The sequence below is a fragment of the Pseudomonas sp. FW305-E2 genome, assembly GCF_058782925.1.
This window is the reverse complement of record NZ_JBYSYE010000070.1, coordinates 1-17,308: the sequence shown is the minus strand read 5'-3', so window position 1 is coordinate 17,308 and position 17,308 is coordinate 1. Positions and strand designations below refer to the sequence as shown.

At 63.3% G+C, this 17,308-nt stretch carries 18 protein-coding genes; 8 read left to right on the top strand and 10 right to left on the bottom strand.

What is annotated here, in order from left to right:
• Window positions 1-47: 47 nt before the first annotated feature.
• Window positions 48-923, top strand: coding sequence for a DMT family transporter (locus tag AC3WLP_RS26845; RefSeq protein ID WP_004576045.1), 876 nt, complete (start codon window positions 48-50; stop codon window positions 921-923).
• Window positions 924-936: 13 nt separating this feature from the next.
• Entirely contained in the window at window positions 937-1,395 is a 459-nt protein-coding gene (locus tag AC3WLP_RS26840; RefSeq protein WP_088513419.1) for a DUF4265 domain-containing protein, read from the top strand.
• 3 nt (window positions 1,396-1,398) lie between these two features.
• Here AC3WLP_RS26840 and AC3WLP_RS26835 read toward each other — a convergent pair whose 3' ends face one another.
• Window positions 1,399-2,280 (bottom strand): DMT family transporter, encoded by an 882-nt coding sequence (locus AC3WLP_RS26835; protein ID WP_003254651.1) that lies wholly within the window; start codon window positions 2,278-2,280, stop codon window positions 1,399-1,401.
• Between the two features lie 195 nt (window positions 2,281-2,475).
• Here AC3WLP_RS26835 and AC3WLP_RS26830 point away from each other — a divergent pair, with 195 nt between their 5' ends.
• Window positions 2,476-2,604, top strand: a complete 129-nt coding sequence (locus AC3WLP_RS26830) for a hypothetical protein (protein ID WP_256596101.1) — start codon at window positions 2,476-2,478, stop codon at window positions 2,602-2,604.
• A gap of 111 nt (window positions 2,605-2,715) precedes the next feature.
• Here AC3WLP_RS26830 and AC3WLP_RS26825 read toward each other — a convergent pair whose 3' ends face one another.
• Together AC3WLP_RS26825 and cysK are read right to left on the bottom strand one after the other, a co-directional pair.
• Window positions 2,716-3,651 (bottom strand): aspartyl/asparaginyl beta-hydroxylase domain-containing protein, encoded by a 936-nt coding sequence (locus tag AC3WLP_RS26825; RefSeq protein WP_014590045.1) that lies wholly within the window; start codon window positions 3,649-3,651, stop codon window positions 2,716-2,718.
• A gap of 173 nt (window positions 3,652-3,824) precedes the next feature.
• Window positions 3,825-4,799, bottom strand: coding sequence for a cysteine synthase A (gene cysK / locus AC3WLP_RS26820; RefSeq protein WP_003254654.1), 975 nt, complete (start codon window positions 4,797-4,799; stop codon window positions 3,825-3,827).
• Window positions 4,800-4,931: 132 nt separating this feature from the next.
• Here cysK and AC3WLP_RS26815 point away from each other — a divergent pair, with 132 nt between their 5' ends.
• The 3 genes from AC3WLP_RS26815 (at window position 4,932) to AC3WLP_RS26805 (ending at window position 8,230) form a co-directional block, all read left to right on the top strand.
• Complete coding sequence (locus AC3WLP_RS26815) at window positions 4,932-6,005, top strand: DUF748 domain-containing protein (RefSeq protein ID WP_004576042.1); 1,074 nt, start codon at window positions 4,932-4,934, stop codon at window positions 6,003-6,005.
• 187 nt (window positions 6,006-6,192) lie between these two features.
• A complete protein-coding gene (locus AC3WLP_RS26810; RefSeq protein WP_003254658.1) occupies window positions 6,193-7,038 on the top strand; it encodes an AAA family ATPase in 846 nt (281 codons plus the stop codon).
• A gap of 13 nt (window positions 7,039-7,051) precedes the next feature.
• Window positions 7,052-8,230: a vWA domain-containing protein gene (locus AC3WLP_RS26805; RefSeq protein WP_014860687.1), complete on the top strand. Its 1,179-nt coding sequence runs from the start codon at window positions 7,052-7,054 to the stop codon at window positions 8,228-8,230.
• Window positions 8,231-8,311: 81 nt separating this feature from the next.
• On the opposite strand, the gene AC3WLP_RS26800 is transcribed toward AC3WLP_RS26805, so the two are convergent.
• The 4 genes from AC3WLP_RS26800 to AC3WLP_RS26785 are packed head-to-tail and all read right to left on the bottom strand — an operon-like array spanning window position 8,312 to window position 11,984.
• Entirely contained in the window at window positions 8,312-9,229 is a 918-nt protein-coding gene (locus AC3WLP_RS26800; RefSeq protein WP_088513420.1) for a 5-oxoprolinase subunit C family protein, read from the bottom strand.
• Window positions 9,226-9,912, bottom strand: a complete 687-nt coding sequence (gene pxpB, locus AC3WLP_RS26795; RefSeq protein ID WP_003254664.1) for a 5-oxoprolinase subunit PxpB — start codon at window positions 9,910-9,912, stop codon at window positions 9,226-9,228. Before pxpB ends, AC3WLP_RS26800 begins: the two co-directional genes overlap by 4 nt.
• On the bottom strand, window positions 9,912-10,688 hold the full coding sequence (locus AC3WLP_RS26790; RefSeq protein ID WP_014755689.1) for a 5-oxoprolinase subunit PxpA: 777 nt from the start codon (window positions 10,686-10,688) through the stop codon (window positions 9,912-9,914). The genes pxpB and AC3WLP_RS26790 overlap by 1 nt, the downstream gene beginning before the upstream one ends.
• Window positions 10,689-10,697: 9 nt before the next feature.
• The gene (locus AC3WLP_RS26785) at window positions 10,698-11,984 is read right to left on the bottom strand and encodes an MFS transporter (protein WP_088513421.1); all 1,287 of its coding nucleotides are present in this window, start codon (window positions 11,982-11,984) and stop codon (window positions 10,698-10,700) included.
• 130 nt (window positions 11,985-12,114) lie between these two features.
• Here AC3WLP_RS26785 and AC3WLP_RS26780 point away from each other — a divergent pair, with 130 nt between their 5' ends.
• Window positions 12,115-13,026: a LysR family transcriptional regulator gene (locus AC3WLP_RS26780; RefSeq protein ID WP_003254668.1), complete on the top strand. Its 912-nt coding sequence runs from the start codon at window positions 12,115-12,117 to the stop codon at window positions 13,024-13,026.
• 135 nt (window positions 13,027-13,161) lie between these two features.
• Here AC3WLP_RS26780 and AC3WLP_RS26775 read toward each other — a convergent pair whose 3' ends face one another.
• The 3 genes from AC3WLP_RS26775 to AC3WLP_RS26765 are packed head-to-tail and all read right to left on the bottom strand — an operon-like array spanning window position 13,162 to window position 14,978.
• Window positions 13,162-13,683: a DUF2937 family protein gene (locus AC3WLP_RS26775; protein WP_012051506.1), complete on the bottom strand. Its 522-nt coding sequence runs from the start codon at window positions 13,681-13,683 to the stop codon at window positions 13,162-13,164.
• Window positions 13,684-13,692: 9 nt separating this feature from the next.
• A complete protein-coding gene (locus AC3WLP_RS26770; protein WP_003254671.1) occupies window positions 13,693-14,466 on the bottom strand; it encodes a class II glutamine amidotransferase in 774 nt (257 codons plus the stop codon).
• Between the two features lie 14 nt (window positions 14,467-14,480).
• Entirely contained in the window at window positions 14,481-14,978 is a 498-nt protein-coding gene (locus tag AC3WLP_RS26765) for a hypothetical protein (RefSeq protein ID WP_012051505.1), read from the bottom strand.
• A gap of 81 nt (window positions 14,979-15,059) precedes the next feature.
• On the opposite strand from AC3WLP_RS26765, the gene AC3WLP_RS26760 reads away from it, so the two are divergent.
• Entirely contained in the window at window positions 15,060-17,102 is a 2,043-nt protein-coding gene (locus AC3WLP_RS26760; RefSeq protein WP_088513422.1) for a S9 family peptidase, read from the top strand.
• The last annotated feature ends 206 nt before the right edge of the window (window positions 17,103-17,308 follow it).

The following is a 17,308-nucleotide window of genomic DNA, read 5'->3' as shown; positions in this document are numbered from 1 at the left end:
GCCCCCTGGCGTACACTCGCGCCCCTGCCTTACCTCCGGAGACCGTTGTGAGCCCCATCGCCCTAGCCCGCCTGCTGACCCTTGCCGCCGTCTGGGGAGCGAGTTTCCTGTTCATGCGCATCATCGCCCCCGAACTGGGCACGGTGCCGACCGCGTTCTTCCGGGTTTCGATCGCCTGCCTGGGCCTGATCGTGCTTCTGGCCGCCGCCCGCGTGCGCTGGGACTTCCAGGGCAAGCTCGGCGCGTGCCTGGTGCTGGGCATGATCAACTCCGGCATCCCCGCCACCTTCTACTCGGTGGCGGCCCAGGTGCTGCCGGCCGGCTATTCGGCGATCTTCAACGCCACCACCCCGCTGATGGGTGTGCTGGTCGGCGTACTGTTCTTCCGCGAGCCAATGACCCTGGCCAAACTCTGCGGCATCTTCCTTGGCCTGTTCGGCGTCGGCATCCTCAGCGGCGCCGGCCCGGTGGCACTGGACATGGCCCTGCTGCAAGGCGCCCTCGCCTGCCTGGCGGCCACCACCTGCTACGGCTTTGCCGGGTTCCTCGCCCGCCGCTGGATCAGTGGCCTGGACAGCCGTCTTTCCGCGCTGGGCAGCATGCTCGGCGCAACGCTCATGCTGACCCCGCTGTTCGGCTGGAGCGCACTCACCCAACCGCCCGCCAGCTGGGGGGGCTGGGAGGTGTGGTTGTCGTTGCTGGGGCTGGGTTTGCTGTGCACCGCCTTTGCCTACATCCTGTACTTCCGCCTGCTCGAGGAAATCGGCCCGGTAAAAGCCAGCACCGTGACCTTCCTGATCCCGGTATTCGGCGTATTGTGGGGGGCGTGGCTGCTGAATGAGCCGTTGTCGATGGCGCACCTATACGGCGGCCTTCTGATTGGCCTGGCCTTGTGGCTGGTGCTGCGCCCGGCGCGCAGCTGAAGCGGAGTACGGCATGAACAGCGCGTACAAAAAGGTCCTGTTCCGCCTGGAACAGGACGAGAACGGCTACCCACCAGCCTCGGTCGAGGGCCTGTGGGCCAAGGCCGTGGAAGGCGGCTATGCCATCGACAACATCCCCTTCCATGTCTATGGCATCGCCCCAGGCGACGTGATCGACACCCGCGAGGAAGCAGGCGGAACCTGGTTCGCAGCGCTGCGCCACAGCAGCGGCAGCTCGGTGTTCCGGGTGGTCGTCAAACCACCGGAAACCCTCGACCAGGTGCGCGCAGCATTGCTGGATTTCGGCTGCGCCTGTGAAACCGAGCAGGCAGTGAAGATGTTGGCGGTCGAGGTCCCACCGCAACGCTCGCTCGATACCCTGCTCTACTACCTGCTCACCCAGCGCGAAGCCGGCCTGCTGGACTTCGAGGAAGGCGTGTTGCGCCACGCCATCCCCGAAGAATTCCGCTAGGGCCTACGCCTCGGCCAGGCGCGCGGCAGGCTTGCGAAACACGAACAGCAGCCCTACCACGATCAGCCCCATGCCCAACAGGCTGAGCGGTGCCAGGCGGTTACCGAAGATCAGCAAGTCCATTACCGCAGTCACTGCCGGCACCAGGTAGAACAGGCTGGTGACATTGACCAGGTTGCCCTTGGCGATCAGCCGGTACAGCAACAAGGTTGCCAGCAGCGAGACCACCAGGCCCATCCACAACAGCGCACCGACGAAGCTGCCGGTCCACTCGACATGAAGCGGTTGCAGAGGTGCGAACAGCGCGCACATGGCAAAGCCGGCCAGGTACTGCAGCGGCAGTGTGCCCATGGGGTTGTCGGTAATGCGCTTCTGCAGGATCGAGCCAAAGGTCATGCTGACCAACGCCAGCAGGGCGAACAGCATGCCCGCCAGCGATACCCCGCCCAGGTTGATGCCCTGGTAGACCACCATGATCAAGCCACCCAACCCCAAACCCAGGCCGAACAAACGGCTCCAGGAGCGCTGGCGTTCCATCAGCACCACGGTGAGGATCGGTTGTACCCCCATCACCGTGGCCATGACGCCGGGGGTGACATGGGTATCAAGCGCCAACAGATAGAAGATCTGATAGGCACCGAGCAGCACACAACCGGTACCCAGGGCGCGCAGAATGCTCCCGCGAGTACGCGGCCAGCGCAGCCCTAGCAACGGGCCGATCAGCAACAGGCCGGCCAGGGCCAGCGCCGAGCGCAACAGCAGAAAGGCAAACGGGCTGGCATGCGCCAGGCCGAGCTTGGAGACGATCGCCCCGCTGCTCCACAGCAGGACGAACAGGCAGGTAGTGGCCGCCGAGGCCACGGACGTTTTGGTAAAGACAGACATGAATTGCCACCTGATAGTAGGCAGATAAGCCAAACGGACGGCGTGCGCTTCAACGTGAGCAGTAGCCGACCGTGTTCAGTACGTTGCGCGTGCGAAGGGTTGCGGCACGAAGCCGATCAGCCCAGCACAACCACGCAATGAGGCGGAGCTACGCCGCCTACGACGCCACTGACAGGTGGTGGGGAGTGACAGATCATGACCGGCTGCTGGCTACCACGCACGACCAAGCCCGCGACTGGCGCGATGGCAAAGCGTGTGATGGAAGGGATGGCTGGCATGAACGCGGTCTTTGAGGAAGTGAATGTTCTGGAATATAGCGAGTGATTCTTCGCGGCACAACCCCGCTGCCACAAGCGCACCCTCGTCCTTGAAGGATCAGGCGCACCGGTGTCAGCGGGCTTGCCCCGCAAAAGAGGCCGGTTAGGCCAGAAAAAATCAGAACAACCAGCGATACAACAGATACGCCACCACTACCGCCAGTACCGGCCGCAGCACGCGGTAAGCCTTGGGGTTGGCGCGCTTGAACTGCTTCACGTGGTTGCTGATCCTGTTGCTGAAGCGCTTGCTCCAGGCGTACGCCTGGTTGATCCCGCCCACGCGCTCGTCGTCGGTGTTCTGCGGCGCGGTGGCGCGGCCGAGGAAGGCACTGACCTTACGGTTGATGCGCGTCATCAGTGGGCTACTCAGCGGGCGCTCGATGTCGCAGAACAGGATCACGCGGGTAACGTCGGTTTCGTTCTTGACCCAGTGCACGTAGGTTTCGTCGAACATCACGTCTTCGCCGTCACGCCAGGCGTACTGCTCACCGTCCACGTAGATGCGGCATGCGTCGGAGTTGGGCGTGGACAGCCCCAGGTGATAACGCAGCGAGCCTGCGAACGGGTCGCGGTGCGGGTTCAGGTGGCTGCCGCCGGGCAGCAGGGCAAACATTGCGCCTTTGACATTGGGGATGCGGCTGACCAGCTCGACAGTGCGCGGGCACAGGGTTTGCGCCGAAGGCAGGGGTTTGTCGTACCACTTCAGGTAAAAGCGCTTCCAGCCTTTCTTGAAGAACGAACCGAAGCCGGCGTCGTTATCTTTCTCAGCGGCACGGATATAGCCTTCGTCGAACAGGCGCATGGCCTCTTCGCGGATTTCCTGCCAGTTGTCCTTCAACACGTCCAGCTCGGGGAAGCGCTGGCGATCCAGGTAGGGCTTGGACGGCACGCCGGAAAACAGGTACATCAACGCGTTGTAGGGGGCGAACAGCGCCGAATGGTTGACGAACTGGCGCAACACCGGCAGGCGGGCCTTGCCGCGCAAGTGCACGAACAGCACGCTGCCGAAAAACACCAGCAAGACACCCGCCTTGGCTGCAAAGGAAAAGGTCATGCTTTCACTCCTTGAGGAAGAGTCAGGGCTGCGCTGCCTGCTCTCCAGAAAATCATCCTGCCATCATAAACTGATCCCGCCGCGGTAAAAACAACCCGGGCGGGATCGCATTCATGAAGATTTTGCAATAAACCAGGCCGCCGATTGTTGCGCCGGATCAGCGGGAAGGCCGATTACTGCTGGTTTTCCTGCTCGCTGAACATGTCGCTGAACAGCATGCTCGACAAATATCGCTCGCCCGAATCGGGCAGGATTACGACGATGGTCTTACCCTGCATTTCCGGTTTTTCGGCCAGGCGCACCGCTGCCGCCATTGCCGCACCGCAGGAAATACCACAAAGGATGCCCTCTTCCTGCATCAGGCGAATCGCCATGGCCTTGGACTCTTCGTCGGTCACCGTCACCACTTGGTCGACGATCGACAGGTCGAGGTTTTTCGGCACGAAGCCGGCGCCGATGCCCTGGATTTTGTGCGGGCTGGGCTTGAGTTCTTCGCCGGCCAGGGTCTGGCTGATCAGCGGCGATGCCACGGGCTCCACTGCCACCGACAGGATGGCCTTGCCCTGGGTATGTTTGATGTAACGCGACACGCCGGTGATGGTGCCGCCAGTGCCCACGCCCGCCACCAGCACGTCGATGGCGCCGTCCGTGTCGTTCCAGATCTCAGGACCGGTGGTTTTCTCGTGAATGGCCGGGTTGGCCGGGTTTTCGAACTGGCCCGGCAGGAAGTACTGCTCCGGGTCGGAGGCGACGATTTCGTTGGCCTTCTCGATGGCGCCCTTCATGCCCTTGGCCGGATCGGTCAATACCAGCTCGGCGCCCAGCGCCTTCAGTACCTTGCGGCGTTCCAGGCTCATCGAGGCGGGCATGGTCAGCATCAGCTTGTAGCCGCGGGCGGCGGCGACGAAGGCCAGGCCGATACCGGTGTTGCCCGAGGTGGGCTCGACGATGGTCATGCCCGGTTTGAGCTTGCCGCTGCTTTCGGCGTCCCAGACCATGTTCGCGCCAATGCGGCATTTGACCGAGTACCCGGGGTTGCGCCCTTCGATCTTGGCCAGGATGGTCACGCCGCGCGGGGCGATGCGATTGATCTGCACCAGCGGCGTGTTACCGATGGAGTGGGCGTTGTCTGCAAAGATACGGCTCATGGCAGGGGTCCTTGGCATGAAAAAGCAGGGAAATGCCTCAAGGGTAAGCCTGCGGCGGTGGCCCGTAAAGCCTGTTCGAACTCAGCCCGGCACGTTGCGGTCAACCGCACATCCCGCCCTGGAGACAGCCTCATGAAAGCCCGCTATCGCTGGCCGCTGGTCGGCCTGGCCAGCCTGATCGTGCTGCTGGTGGCGCTGCACCTGGCCCTGCCCTACCTGGTGCGCGACTACCTCAACGACAAGCTGGCCGACATGGGAGACTACCGCGGCCAGGTAGCCGATGTGGACCTGGCCTGGTGGCGCGGTGCCTATCAGATAAACGGGCTGAAAATCGTCAAGACCACCGGCAAGGTGCCCGTACCGTTTCTCGACGCCCCACTGATCGACCTCTCGGTGAGCTGGCATGCGTTGTGGTACGACAAGGCAGTGGTGGCGGAGGTGACCTTCGTGCATCCCGAGCTGAACTTTGTCGACGGTGGTAGCAAACAGGCGTCGCAGACCGGCCAAGGTACCGACTGGCGCCAGCAGCTGGAAAAACTCCTGCCCATCACCCTCAACGAAGTGCGTATCGACAATGGCGTGCTGACGTTCCGCAACTTCAATTCCAAGCCACCGGTCGACCTCAAGGCCACCCGGTTGAACGCCAGCATCCGCAACCTGACCAACGTGCGCGACCAGAAAGGCCGTCGCGACGCAAGTTTCGAAGGCACGGCGCTCATCGCGGGGGATGCGAACGTAGAAAGCCGTGCCACCTTCGACCCTTTCAGTGATTTCGACGACTTCGAATTCAGGCTTCGCGCCACCGGCATCGAGCTGCGCAAACTGAATGACTTTGCCAGCGCCTACGGCAAATTCGACTTCAATGCCGGGCACGGTGACGTGGTCATCGAGGCCCAGGCAGAAAACGGCCGGCTGAACGGCTATATAAAACCGCTGCTGCGCGATGTCGACGTGTTCGACTGGCAGCAGGACGTCGAGGAAAAGGACAAGGGCTTCTTCCGCTCGGTGTGGGAGGCCCTGGTGGGTGCGACCGAGACGGTGCTGAAGAACCAGCCGAAAAACCAGTTCGCCACTCGGGTGGAACTCAGCGGCAGTGTGCGCAAGCAGGATGTCAGTGCCTTCGAGGCGTTCCTGCAGATCCTGCGCAACGGGTTTGTCCAGGCATTCAATGCGCGCTATGAGCAACCAGCGCCGAAGTCTGACTGAGACAGCGTGACGGGGCATTCAGGGACTGAATACCTGGTCTGCGTTTGCAGCCGACTGGCCCCGCGTTATAGTCGGAAACAAATCCGGATTATGTGCTGCCTGTTCGGGCCTCTTCGCGGGTAAACCCGCACCTACAACCCTGTACCGCGAAAAGGCCCGCACAGCCCTAAACAGAGGACAACCCCCCATGAAGTTCGAAGGCACCCGCGACTACGTCGCCACAGACGACCTGAAACTGGCGGTAAACGCGGCCATTACCCTCGAACGCCCGCTGTTGGTCAAGGGCGAACCGGGCACCGGCAAAACCATGCTCGCCGAGCAGTTGGCAGCCTCGTTCGGGGCGCGCCTGATCACCTGGCACATCAAATCCACCACCAAGGCCCACCAGGGGCTCTACGAGTACGACGCGGTCAGCCGCCTGCGCGATTCGCAGCTAGGCGTGGACAAGGTGCACGATGTGCGCAACTACCTGAAAAAGGGCAAGCTCTGGGAGGCCTTCGAGGCCGACGAGCGGGTCATCCTGCTGATCGACGAAATCGACAAGGCCGATATCGAATTCCCCAACGACCTGTTGCAAGAGCTCGACAAGATGGAGTTCTACGTCTACGAAATCGACGAGACCATCAAGGCCAAACAGCGTCCGATCATCATCATTACCTCGAACAACGAAAAAGAGCTGCCGGACGCCTTCCTGCGCCGCTGCTTCTTCCACTACATCGCCTTCCCCGACCGCACGACCCTGCAGCAGATCGTCGACGTGCACTACCCGAACATCAGCCAGTCGTTGGTCAGCGAGGCGCTGGACGTGTTCTTCGACGTACGCAAGGTGCCGGGCCTGAAGAAAAAGCCGTCCACCTCCGAGCTGGTCGACTGGCTCAAGCTGCTGATGGCCGACAACATCGGTGAAGCGGTGTTGCGCGAACGCGACCCGACCAAGGCCATCCCGCCGCTGGCCGGTGCGCTGGTAAAAAACGAGCAGGATGTACAACTGCTCGAGCGCCTGGCCTTCATGAGCCGGCGCGGCAACCGCTGACAGGAGCAGGGCCATGCTGCTCAATCTGTTCAATGAGATGCGTGCGGCCAAGGTGCCGGTTTCGGTGCGTGAACTGCTCGACCTGCACCAGGCCTTGCAAAAGCGCGTGGTGTTCGCCGACATGGACGAGTTCTACTACCTCGCCCGCGCCATCCTGGTGAAGGACGAACGCCACTTCGACAAGTTCGACCGTGCCTTCGCAGCCTACTTCAAGGGCCTGGAAAACCTCGACCGGCATATCGAGGCGCTGATCCCCGAAGACTGGCTGCGCAAGGAATTCGAGCGCTCGCTGACCGATGAAGAACGCGCGCAGATCCAGTCGCTGGGCGGCCTGGACAAGCTTATCGAGGCATTCAAGCAGCGCCTCGAAGAGCAAAAGGAACGCCACGCTGGCGGCAACAAGTGGATTGGCACCGGCGGCACCAGCCCATTCGGCTCGGGTGGCTTCAACCCCGAGGGCATCCGCGTCGGTGACGCCGGCAAGCGCCAGGGCAAGGCAGTAAAAGTCTGGGACCAACGCGAGTACAAGAACCTCGACGACCAGGTCGAGCTTGGCACCCGCAACATCAAGCTGGCCCTGCGCCGGCTACGCAAGTTCGCCCGCGAAGGCGCCGCCGAAGAGCTGGACATCGACGGCACCATCGACCACACCGCGCGTGATGCCGGGTTGCTGAATATCCAGATGCGCCCCGAGCGGCGCAACACCGTGAAGCTGCTGTTGCTGCTCGACATTGGCGGTTCGATGGATGCCCACGTCAAAGTCTGCGAAGAGCTGTTCTCGGCCTGCAAGACCGAGTTCAAGCACCTGGAGTATTACTACTTCCACAATTGCGTTTATGAGTCGGTGTGGAAGAACAACCTGCGCCGCACGTCCGAACGTTTTTCCACCTTCGACCTGCTGCACAAGTACGGCGATGACTACAAGGTGGTGTTCGTCGGTGACGCGGCCATGGCGCCCTACGAGATCACCCAGCCGGGTGGCAGCGTAGAGCACTGGAACGAAGAAGCCGGGTATGTGTGGATCCAGCGTTTCATGGAAAAATTCAGGAAGGTCATCTGGATCAACCCGTACCCCAAGCAGGCCTGGGAGTACACCGCCTCGACCCATCTGGTGCGCGACCTGATCGAGGACAAGATGTATCCGCTGACCCTGCAAGGGTTGGAGGACGGGATGCGCTACCTGTCCAAGTGAGGTTGCCTGCTCCAACATCACCGTCAAGGCATGCACAGGACGTGTGTAGGAGCGGGTTCACCCGCGAAGAGGCCGCCCGCTCTACCGCCAACGGTTCAGGTAATCCTGCTGCTCCCGCCAGGCCTCGTCCTGCACCACCGCCCTGAACCGCACCTCCGCCCCCGGCATGCACTGCGCCAGTTGCGCCAGCGCCAGCGGCGTCAGCGCGCCCAGCCGCGGGTACCCACCAATGGTCTGCCGGTCATTGAGCAACACGATCGGCTGCCCGTCCGGCGGCACCTGTACCGCACCCAGCGGGATCCCTTCGGAGATCATCGGCGCCCCTTGGTACACCAACTGCGGCCCCAACAACCGGATGCCCATGCGGTCGGCCCGGCTGTCCAGCGTCCACTCCCGGTTGAATGCCTCGAACAGGCTGGTACCGCTGAATTCACCAATCTGCGCGCCCATCACCAGGTCGAGCACCGGCTTTGGGGCGAACTGTGGGCACAACGCGTGCGGCACTTCGCGCAGGGGTGCACTGCTACCGGTAAAAGCCAATGCCTGGTTTCTAGCCAGCGCAGCCCCCTGGCCATCGATGCCACCCAGTGCTTCACGTACCACGGTGGCACAACTGCCCAGCACCTCCTCCCCCAGGAACCCACCCGGTGCCGCCAGATACGCCCGCACACCCACTTTGGGCTGTTTCAAGGTCAAGCGCTGCCCCTTGGCCAGGGCAAAGCTGCGCCATGGCGCCAGGGGCTGATCATCGACACACGCCTCCAGGTCGGCACCGGCCAGGGCCAGCACGCAATCCTGTTCAGCCACTACGCAAAAACCACCCAGCGCCACCTCGACCACCGGCGCCCCCAACGGGTTGCCCAGCAGCCAGTTGGCCCAGTGCATCGCCACCCAGTCCAGCGCCCCGCCCTGGGTCACGCCAAGGTGGCGCACGCCAAAGCGCCCGGCATCCTGTAACTGGCACAACGGCGTACTGGCCTCAATCATCAACTGCTTCATCCCTGCGCCTCCACATCACCACCCATGGCCAGGAATTCGCTGCGCGAAACCGGCACGAAGCGCACCCGGTCACCGGGTTGCAAAAGGCTGTAACCCTCACGCTCACGGTCGAACAACCGCACCGGGGTGCGCCCGATCAGGTTCCAGCCACCCGGCGATACTGCCGGGTAGGCCGCCGTCTGGCGCTCGGCGATACCCACACTGCCCGCCGCCACGCGCTTGCGCGGGGTACTCAGACGAGGGCTGGCCAGGCGCTCGTCGACCAGGCCCATAAAGCCGAAACCAGGCGCGAAGCCCAGGGCAAACACCGGGTAATCACGTTCGCCGTGCAACCGAACAATCTCCGCTTCACTCAAGCCGCTGCGGGCCGCCAGCACAGGCAGCTCGGGGCCGACACTGGCGTCGTACCACACCGGGATCTCGTGTCGGCGGCCGCCACTGCCGGTGTCAGGCTGCAAGCCGTCCAGCGCCTGAGCGATTCGCGCCCTGGCCTCGCCTGGCGGCAGGGCAGACTGCACCATCAGCGTGGTGTAGGACGGCACCAGGTCCAGCAGGTGCTCGCCGAACGCCGCGCTCAAGCGCCGGCTGGCGGCGAGCATCCATGGCATGTTGGCCTCATCGATACGGTCGAACAGGCGGACCATCAGGCTGTCGATGGCGACCACTTCAATTCGCGGTTTCATCACGCCTCCAGCCCATCGAGGGCCTGGCGAATCTGCCGCACCGCCGCCACCGAACTGTCGTTGTCGCCATGCACGCAGAGGGTGCGGGCGGCAAGCTGCAAGGCACTGCCATCGTCAGCCAACAGCGTTTCGCCTCGGGCCAGACGCACCGCCTGCTCCACCACCCGCGCCGGGTCGTGATGCACCGCACCCGGCAGGCGCCGCGACAGCAGATGGCCACTGGCGGTGTAGGCGCGGTCTGCGAACGCCTCGAACCATAGCGGCACGCCGATTTCATCGCCCAGTGCCTGGGCGGCACGGTTGTCGGCGGTGGCCATCAGCATCAACGACAGGTTGCTGTCATAGGCCGCGACGGCCTCCAGCACGGTACGCAGCTTGAGCGGGTCGGCCATCATGTCGTTGTACAGCGCACCATGGGGCTTCACATAGGCCACGCGACCACCCAGCACTTTGCAGATGCCATCCAGCGCACCAATCTGGTAATGCAGCAGGTCACGGATTTCTTCCGGGCTGCAGGCCATGGAACGGCGGCCAAAGCCGACCAGGTCCGGGTAGGCCGGATGCGCGCCGATAGTCACCCCGTGCTCCAGCGCCAGGGCCACGGTACGGCGCATGATACCGGGGTCGCCGGCGTGGTAGCCGCAGGCGATGTTGGCGCAATCGATGTAAGGCATGACCTCGGCATCCAGGCCCATGCGCCAGCTGCCGAAACTCTCACCCATGTCGCAATTGAGTAGCAGGCGTTCCACCACGCGGTCTCCCTTGTCGTTGTGCATAGGCCTACCTTACCGCGCCTGCAGCTGTTTGCCGCGGGTTTCCGGCAAGCTCAAGGCCGCCACGATCACAATGCCGTAGGACACCGCAGAAAACACGCCGATACCCAGGCCCAGCGGAACATTCTGGCCGAGCACGCCGATCATCAACGGAAACAGCGCGGCAATGACCTTGCCGATGTTGTAACAGAAGCCCTGCCCCGAACCCCGAATGCGCGTGGGGAACAGTTCGGTCAGAAACGCCCCCATGCCGCTGAAGATACCCGAGGCGAAGAAGCCCAACGGGAGGCCCAGCCACAGCATCACGCCATCGCTGACCGGCATCTGCGTGTATAACAGCACAATGACGAAGGAGCCCACGGCGAACAGGATGAAGTTCTTCTTGCGCCCCAGCAGGTCGGACAGATAAGCACTGACCACATAACCCATGTACGAGCCGACGATCACCATGGCCAGATAGCCACCCGTGCCCAGCACACTCAGGCCGCGTTCGTTCTTCAGGAAGGTTGGCAACCACGAGGTGATGGCGTAGTAACCGCCGAGTGCGCCGGTGGTCAGCAGGGATGCCCGCACGGTGGTCCAGAGCATGCCCGGCGCGAAGATTTCGTAGAAGCGCGAGGGTGCCTCGGTGTTTTCCACTGCCTTGGCCTTACGATAGACCTCAGGGTCCTTGACCAGGCGGCGAACGACGATAACGAAGATTGCCGGTACCAGCCCCAGCAGGAACAACGCACGCCAGGCCTGCTCTGCCGGCAGCCAGGAGAACAGCAGCGCATAAAGGATGGCCGTGAGGCCCCAGCCAATTGCCCAGCCGGACTGCACCATGCCCACCGCCTTGCCGCGGTCCTGGGCGCGGATCACCTCGCCGATCAACACCGCGCCGGCGGTCCACTCGCCACCGAAGCCAAAGCCCATCAGGGTTCGGGCAATCAACAGTTGCTCGTAGTTCTGAGCGAAGCCGCACAGGAAGGTGAAGAAGGCGAACCACAACACCGTCAGTTGCAGGGTACGCACCCGGCCGATGCGGTCGGAGAGGATACCGGCCACCCAGCCTCCTACAGCCGAGGCGATCAGCGTGCTGGTGTGGATCAACCCGGCTTCGGTGGTGGTGATACCCCACAGCATGATCAGCGTAGGAATGACGAAACTGAGCATCTGTGTGTCCATGCCGTCCAGGCCATAGCCAATCTTGCAGCTCCAGAAGGTACGTCGTTGCTGTTTGTCGATGTCGCGGTACCAGGCGAAAGGCCCGGACGAACGGAGGGAACTGACCTGCTGTTGCACGCCGGTGGGGTTCATGGATGCCTCGGCTTGTTGGTATTGTTTTATGGGCGACATGAAGCGTCGCGGCCTGGGCGCCATTGTTCAGAGGCCGCCTCGCCTGCGTCCAACGAAAAAAACCGCCGGTCTGGAACAAGAAAAACTGATCATGAACCTTCGCTTCCTCGAAACCTTCGTCTGGGTCGCCCGGCTCAAGAGCTTCCGCCTGACGGCAGAAAAGCTGTTCACCACCCAGGCTTCGGTATCCAGCCGTATTGCCGCACTGGAGGCTGACCTGGGCGTGAAGCTGCTGCTGCGCGACTCCCGCGGCGTCAGCCTGACCCCGGAGGGCGGCAAGGTACTGGAATACGCCGAACGCATGCTGGAAACCGCCAAGGCCATGAAGCAGTCGCTGGACAGCGACCGGGCCAAGGTCGGGCGCATTCGCATCGGGGTAATGGACACTGTGATCCACACCTGGATGAGCGCGCTGGTGGCGGAGCTGACCGAGCGCTACCCGCAGGTGGAAATCGAACTGGTGGCCGACACCGCGCTGAACTTGCGCGAGCAGCTGCAGAAGGGCTTTCTTGACGTGATTTTGCAGACCGACTTGCTGCGCGAGCAATCGATCCGCAGCCTCGACCTGGCGCGCTACCCAATGGGCTGGGTGGTGGCCGCAGGCGCCCACCAGCACCGGGACTATGCGTCGCTGGCCGAACTTGGGCGCGAGCGCATCATCACCTTCTCGAAGAATTCACGGCCGCACCAAGAGGTGCTGAGCTTGCTGCAGGCTGCGGGGGCAGAGGCGCCGCGGTTGAATTGTGTGAATTCGGTGGCGGCGATTACCCGGCTGTTGCGCGACGGTTTTGGCATTGGCGCGCTACCGCCGGCGCTGGTGGATGCCGAGTTGGGCCGGGGCGAGCTGGTGCTGCTGGAAGGGTTGCAGCCGCCGCCGAGCCTTGAGCTGGTGGTGGCGTGGCAGACCGGGGTGGCATTGGTCGATGAGGTGGTTGGGGTTTGCCGGCAGGTGTTGGAGCGGTATGCGCGGGATGTGGGGGGGCAGCGGATCGTACTGGTCTGACCAACAGTTTCTGCCTGTACCGGCCCTTTCGCGGGCTTGCCCGCTCCCACAGGTACAACCTGGCCCGCCCAGGCCTGTGATGATCCTGTGGGAGCGGGCAAGCCCGCGAAAGGGCCGGTACAGGTACAGCAGAACTTAGCGCCAGCTCTCTTTCACCACCCTGCGCCGCCCGCCCAGGATCAGCCAGCCAATCCCCAACAACACGCTTTCGACCACAAAGGCCAGCACAAAACCGGCACCCACACCCCAGCCAATCGCCTCGGGCACCAGCAGAATCTGGTAGCTGTAGCCATTGAGGGTTTCTTCACGCAACTGCGGGTCGGCCTGTACCAGCACATGCCAGGTACGCTCAGCCCATGACCCTTGCAGCACCTGCCATTCGTTTTCCAGCAGTTCGTTGCGGATCATCAGGCTTTCGATGCTGTTGGCATCACTGTTGAACACCGGGTCGTCGCTGCTGCGGTAGTGCTGCAGCAGCGCCTGCAAGTCGCCCTTGAAAAAGCGCTCGGCCGTTTGCCGGAACCCATCGAGCGCCTCGCGCGATTCGAACAGGTGCGCCTCGACCCGCTGGCTGTAGTCCTTGACCAGCCCCGGGACCTGGATACCGGCCAGCAGGCCGAAGGTGAACAACAGCAATCGCAGGTAACTTCTGAACATGCAGCGTCCTTAGCTCTGGCCGTGCGCCACGCACTCGCCGTGCCGCCACAGGGCCCACTGACCCGGCGCGTAGCGGTGCCAGGTCTCGTTCTCGGTCAGGGCCTCGGTGGCAATCACCGTGACCACGTCGTTGGGGGTGGTTTCGGTATGAAAATCGACGATCAGGTCGACATCCTTCAACCGTGCGGCACCAAATGGCGCACGGCGGGTAATGTGCACCAGCTTGGTCGAGCAAAAGCAGAACAGCCAGTCGCCGTCGCTGAGCATGCAGTTGAACACGCCCTGACCACGGTAGCCGGCACAGGCTTCGACCAACACGGGCAGCAGCTGTTCCACCGGCACCGGTTCGGGGAAAGCGCTGCGGATGCGGTTGAGCAGGTCGCAGAAGGCCGCTTCGCTGTCGGTGTCGCCCACTGGCCGGTAAAAACTGGCCAGGCCCTTGAAGTCACCCAGTTGGCCATTGTGCGCGAAGCACCAGTTGCGGCCCCACATTTCCCGTACGAACGGGTGGGTGTTGGACAGGCACACCCTGCCGACGTTGGCCTGACGGATATGACCGATCACCACTTCGCTTTTGATCGGGTAGCGCTGCACGAGGTTGGCTACTTCCGACTCGCTGCTCGCGGCCGGGTCCTGGAACAGGCGCAGGCCGCGGCCTTCGTAAAAGCCTATCCCCCAGCCGTCACGGTGCGGGCCGGTACGCCCGCCCCGCTGCATCAGGCCGGTGAAGCTGAAAACAATGTCGGTAGGGACGTTGGCACTCATGCCCAGCAGTTCGCACATAGGCGTGTCTCCGTTTACAGACGAGGCTCGACCCGGCCTGCGCCACGCGTAGCGGCTGGCGGCAAGTCGTCACGGTAACGGTCGCTGCGCTCGGCAGCCAGCGGCGCCTGGGTGCCGAGCTGGTCATCCTCGGCCCGCTGACGCCTGGCAGCGGCTTCGGCCTGCTCACGGCGTGCGTGCGCGCGCTTTTCCAGCGGCCAGCGCATCAGCACGAAGAGGAAGTACAGGCCGAAGGCGATCATGCCATACATGGCGAAGTCGGACACAGCGCGCCAGGCGTTGTTGCCGACCTTGAAAGCGACATCCAGCGCAGTGATGGCGATTGCAGGGGCGAAGCTGTCCTTGACCGGGTCGACGATGGTCGGGGTCAGCAGCAGCACCGCCAGCACCACCCGTAGCGGTTCGCGCAGCCAGCGCCACATCCAGCCGGTGAGCTTGAAGCCCACCAGCAGGCACCCTAAGGCGGCTACTGCGTACAAGCCCCAGGCGAAGGTGTAGTCGTTCTCGGTCATGGTGTTCGTGCAAGCCAGGCAAAGAGATGCCTATGATAAACACTTTTCCGGGCACAGGCAACCCCAATCAAGAGATCTTCAATGCCAGCCAAGCCCCAACCCCCGATTGCCCAAGCCGACCAGGCCACCGACCCGTATGCCTGGTTGCAACAGCGCGATACCCCCGAGGTACTCGCTTACCTGCACGCTGAAAACGCCTACCAGGAAGCCTGCCTGGCCGACCAGGCACCGTTGCGTGAGCAACTGTTCGAAGAGATCAAAGGCCGCATCCTGGAGACCGACCTCTCGTTGCCGGCGCCCTGGGGCCCCTACCTGTACTACACCCGCACCACCGCCGGCGACGAATACCCGCGTCACTACCGCTGCCCACGCCCGGCCGACGACTCGAACACCGTCGATGAAAGCCAGGAGCAACTGCTGCTCGACCCCAACGTCCTGGCCAACGGCGGTTTCCTCTCCCTCGGCGCGTTCAACATCAGCCCCGACCACCGCCTGCTGGCCTATAGCCTCGACACCAGCGGCGACGAAATCTATACCCTGTACGTCAAAGACCTGGCCAGTGGCCGTGTCACTACCCTGCCCTTCGACGACTGCGACGGTAGCCTGACCTGGGCCAACGACAGCCAGACGCTATTCTTCGCTGAGCTGGACGACACCCACCGCCCATGGCGCCTGCGTCGCCACACCTTGGGCACCGACGCCGCGCACACCGTGTTCGAAGAGCCAGACGGGCGTTTCTTCCTGCACTGCTACCGCACCAGTTCCGAGCGTCAGCTGGTGCTGCTGCTGAACAGCAAGACCACCAGCGAGGCCTGGGTGCTGGACGCCGAAACCCCGCAGGCGCCGTTCACCTGCCTGGCGCCGCGCGTCGAAGGCCACGAATACTTCCCCGACCACGGCCAACTCGACGGCCAGTGGCGCTGGTTCATCCGCACCAACCAGGATGGCATCAACTTCGCCCTGTACCACGCGCCAGTCGCGCCAGTGCCAAGCCGCGAACAGTGGCAGGTGCTGGTGGCGCACCGCGACGCGGTCATGCTCGAAGGCCTCAGCCTGAACGCCGGTGCCCTCACCCTGAGCCTGCGCGAAGGCGGCCTGCCGATCATCGAAGTACGCCCGCAGGGCTTGCCGGCCTACCGCGTCGAACTGCCAGACGCCGCCTACAGCCTGTACGTGCAGGACAGCCTGGAATTTGCCAGCACTCGCATACGCTTGCGCTACGAAGCGCTCAACCGCTCGGCCCAGGTGCGCCAACTGACGTTGCCCACGGGCGCCCAGGTGGTGCTCAAGCAAACCCCGGTGCTCGGTGCATTCGATGCCGATGACTATGTCAGTGAGCGCCTGTGGGCAACCGCAGCGGACGGCACCCAGGTGCCGATCAGCCTGGTACGCCGCCGCCAGGACCTGGGCAAGACCGTGCCACTGTACCTGTACGGCTATGGTGCCTATGGCGAAAGCCTCGACCCCTGGTTCTCACATGCGCGCCTGAGCCTGCTGGAGCGCGGCGTGGCCTTTGCCATCGCCCATGTGCGAGGTGGTGGCGAACTGGGGGAGGCCTGGTACCGTGCCGGCAAGCAGGAGTACAAGCACAACACGTTCAGCGACTTCATCGCCTGCGCCGAGCACCTGATCAGCCAGGGCGTGACGGCCGCCGACCGCCTGGCCATCAGTGGTGGCAGCGCTGGCGGCCTGCTGATCGGCGCGGTGCTCAACCTGCGCCCTGAGCTGTTCCGCTGCGCCATTGCCGAAGTGCCCTTCGTCGACGTGCTCAACACCATGCTCGACCCGGAGCTGCCGCTGACCGTGACCGAGTACGATGAATGGGGCAACCCTGAGGAGCCGGAGGTGTATGAACGGATCAAGGCTTATGCGCCGTACGAGAACCTGAAAGCGCAGGCCTACCCGGCGATGCTGGTGGTGGCGGGCTACAACGACAGCCGCGTGCAGTATTGGGAGGCGGCCAAATGGGTGGCGAAGTTGCGCACACTCAAGACCGACAGCAACCTGCTGCTGCTCAAGACCGAGATGGGGGCTGGGCATGGCGGGATGAGCGGGCGGTACCAAGGGTTGAAGGATGTGGCCCTGGAGTATGCGTTCGTGTTTGGCGAGCTGGGTATCCTTTGAGAGAGCGGGGGGCGCGTTGCGCCCCTTTCGCGACACAAGGCCGCTCCCACAGGACAGTGGGCTGCACCCCAGATGTTGGACATCTGTCCATCTTCTGAGGTGCAGTCCACAGCGCGGAATCCAGTCCAACCTGTGGGAGCAACTGTCTTGCTCAATTTCTAAAAGCTGGCGCCTTCCCTGTGGGAGCGGGCTTGCCCGCGAACACG

Excerpts from the sequence above, each read along its gene's own strand:
- AC3WLP_RS26765 (WP_012051505.1), bottom strand. The coding sequence starts at position 14,978 with ATGACCGAGAACGACTACACCTTCGCCTGGGGCTTGTACGCAGTAGCC.
- cysK (WP_003254654.1), bottom strand. The coding sequence starts at position 4,799 with ATGAGCCGTATCTTTGCAGACAACGCCCACTCCATCGGTAACACGCCG.
- pxpB (WP_003254664.1), bottom strand. The coding sequence starts at position 9,912 with ATGAAACCGCGAATTGAAGTGGTCGCCATCGACAGCCTGATGGTCCGC.
- AC3WLP_RS26815 (WP_004576042.1), top strand. The coding sequence starts at position 4,932 with ATGAAAGCCCGCTATCGCTGGCCGCTGGTCGGCCTGGCCAGCCTGATC.
- AC3WLP_RS26835 (WP_003254651.1), bottom strand. The coding sequence starts at position 2,280 with ATGTCTGTCTTTACCAAAACGTCCGTGGCCTCGGCGGCCACTACCTGC.
- AC3WLP_RS26810 (WP_003254658.1), top strand. The coding sequence starts at position 6,193 with ATGAAGTTCGAAGGCACCCGCGACTACGTCGCCACAGACGACCTGAAA.
- AC3WLP_RS26840 (WP_088513419.1), top strand. The coding sequence starts at position 937 with ATGAACAGCGCGTACAAAAAGGTCCTGTTCCGCCTGGAACAGGACGAG.
- AC3WLP_RS26770 (WP_003254671.1), bottom strand. The coding sequence starts at position 14,466 with ATGTGCGAACTGCTGGGCATGAGTGCCAACGTCCCTACCGACATTGTT.
- AC3WLP_RS26825 (WP_014590045.1), bottom strand. The coding sequence starts at position 3,651 with ATGACCTTTTCCTTTGCAGCCAAGGCGGGTGTCTTGCTGGTGTTTTTC.
- AC3WLP_RS26785 (WP_088513421.1), bottom strand. The coding sequence starts at position 11,984 with ATGAACCCCACCGGCGTGCAACAGCAGGTCAGTTCCCTCCGTTCGTCC.
- AC3WLP_RS26830 (WP_256596101.1), top strand. The coding sequence starts at position 2,476 with ATGACCGGCTGCTGGCTACCACGCACGACCAAGCCCGCGACTGGCGCG.
- AC3WLP_RS26760 (WP_088513422.1), top strand. The coding sequence starts at position 15,060 with ATGCCAGCCAAGCCCCAACCCCCGATTGCCCAAGCCGACCAGGCCACC.
- AC3WLP_RS26775 (WP_012051506.1), bottom strand. The coding sequence starts at position 13,683 with ATGTTCAGAAGTTACCTGCGATTGCTGTTGTTCACCTTCGGCCTGCTG.
- AC3WLP_RS26790 (WP_014755689.1), bottom strand. The coding sequence starts at position 10,688 with ATGCACAACGACAAGGGAGACCGCGTGGTGGAACGCCTGCTACTCAAT.
- AC3WLP_RS26805 (WP_014860687.1), top strand. The coding sequence starts at position 7,052 with ATGCTGCTCAATCTGTTCAATGAGATGCGTGCGGCCAAGGTGCCGGTT.
- AC3WLP_RS26780 (WP_003254668.1), top strand. The coding sequence starts at position 12,115 with ATGAACCTTCGCTTCCTCGAAACCTTCGTCTGGGTCGCCCGGCTCAAG.
- AC3WLP_RS26800 (WP_088513420.1), bottom strand. The coding sequence starts at position 9,229 with ATGAAGCAGTTGATGATTGAGGCCAGTACGCCGTTGTGCCAGTTACAG.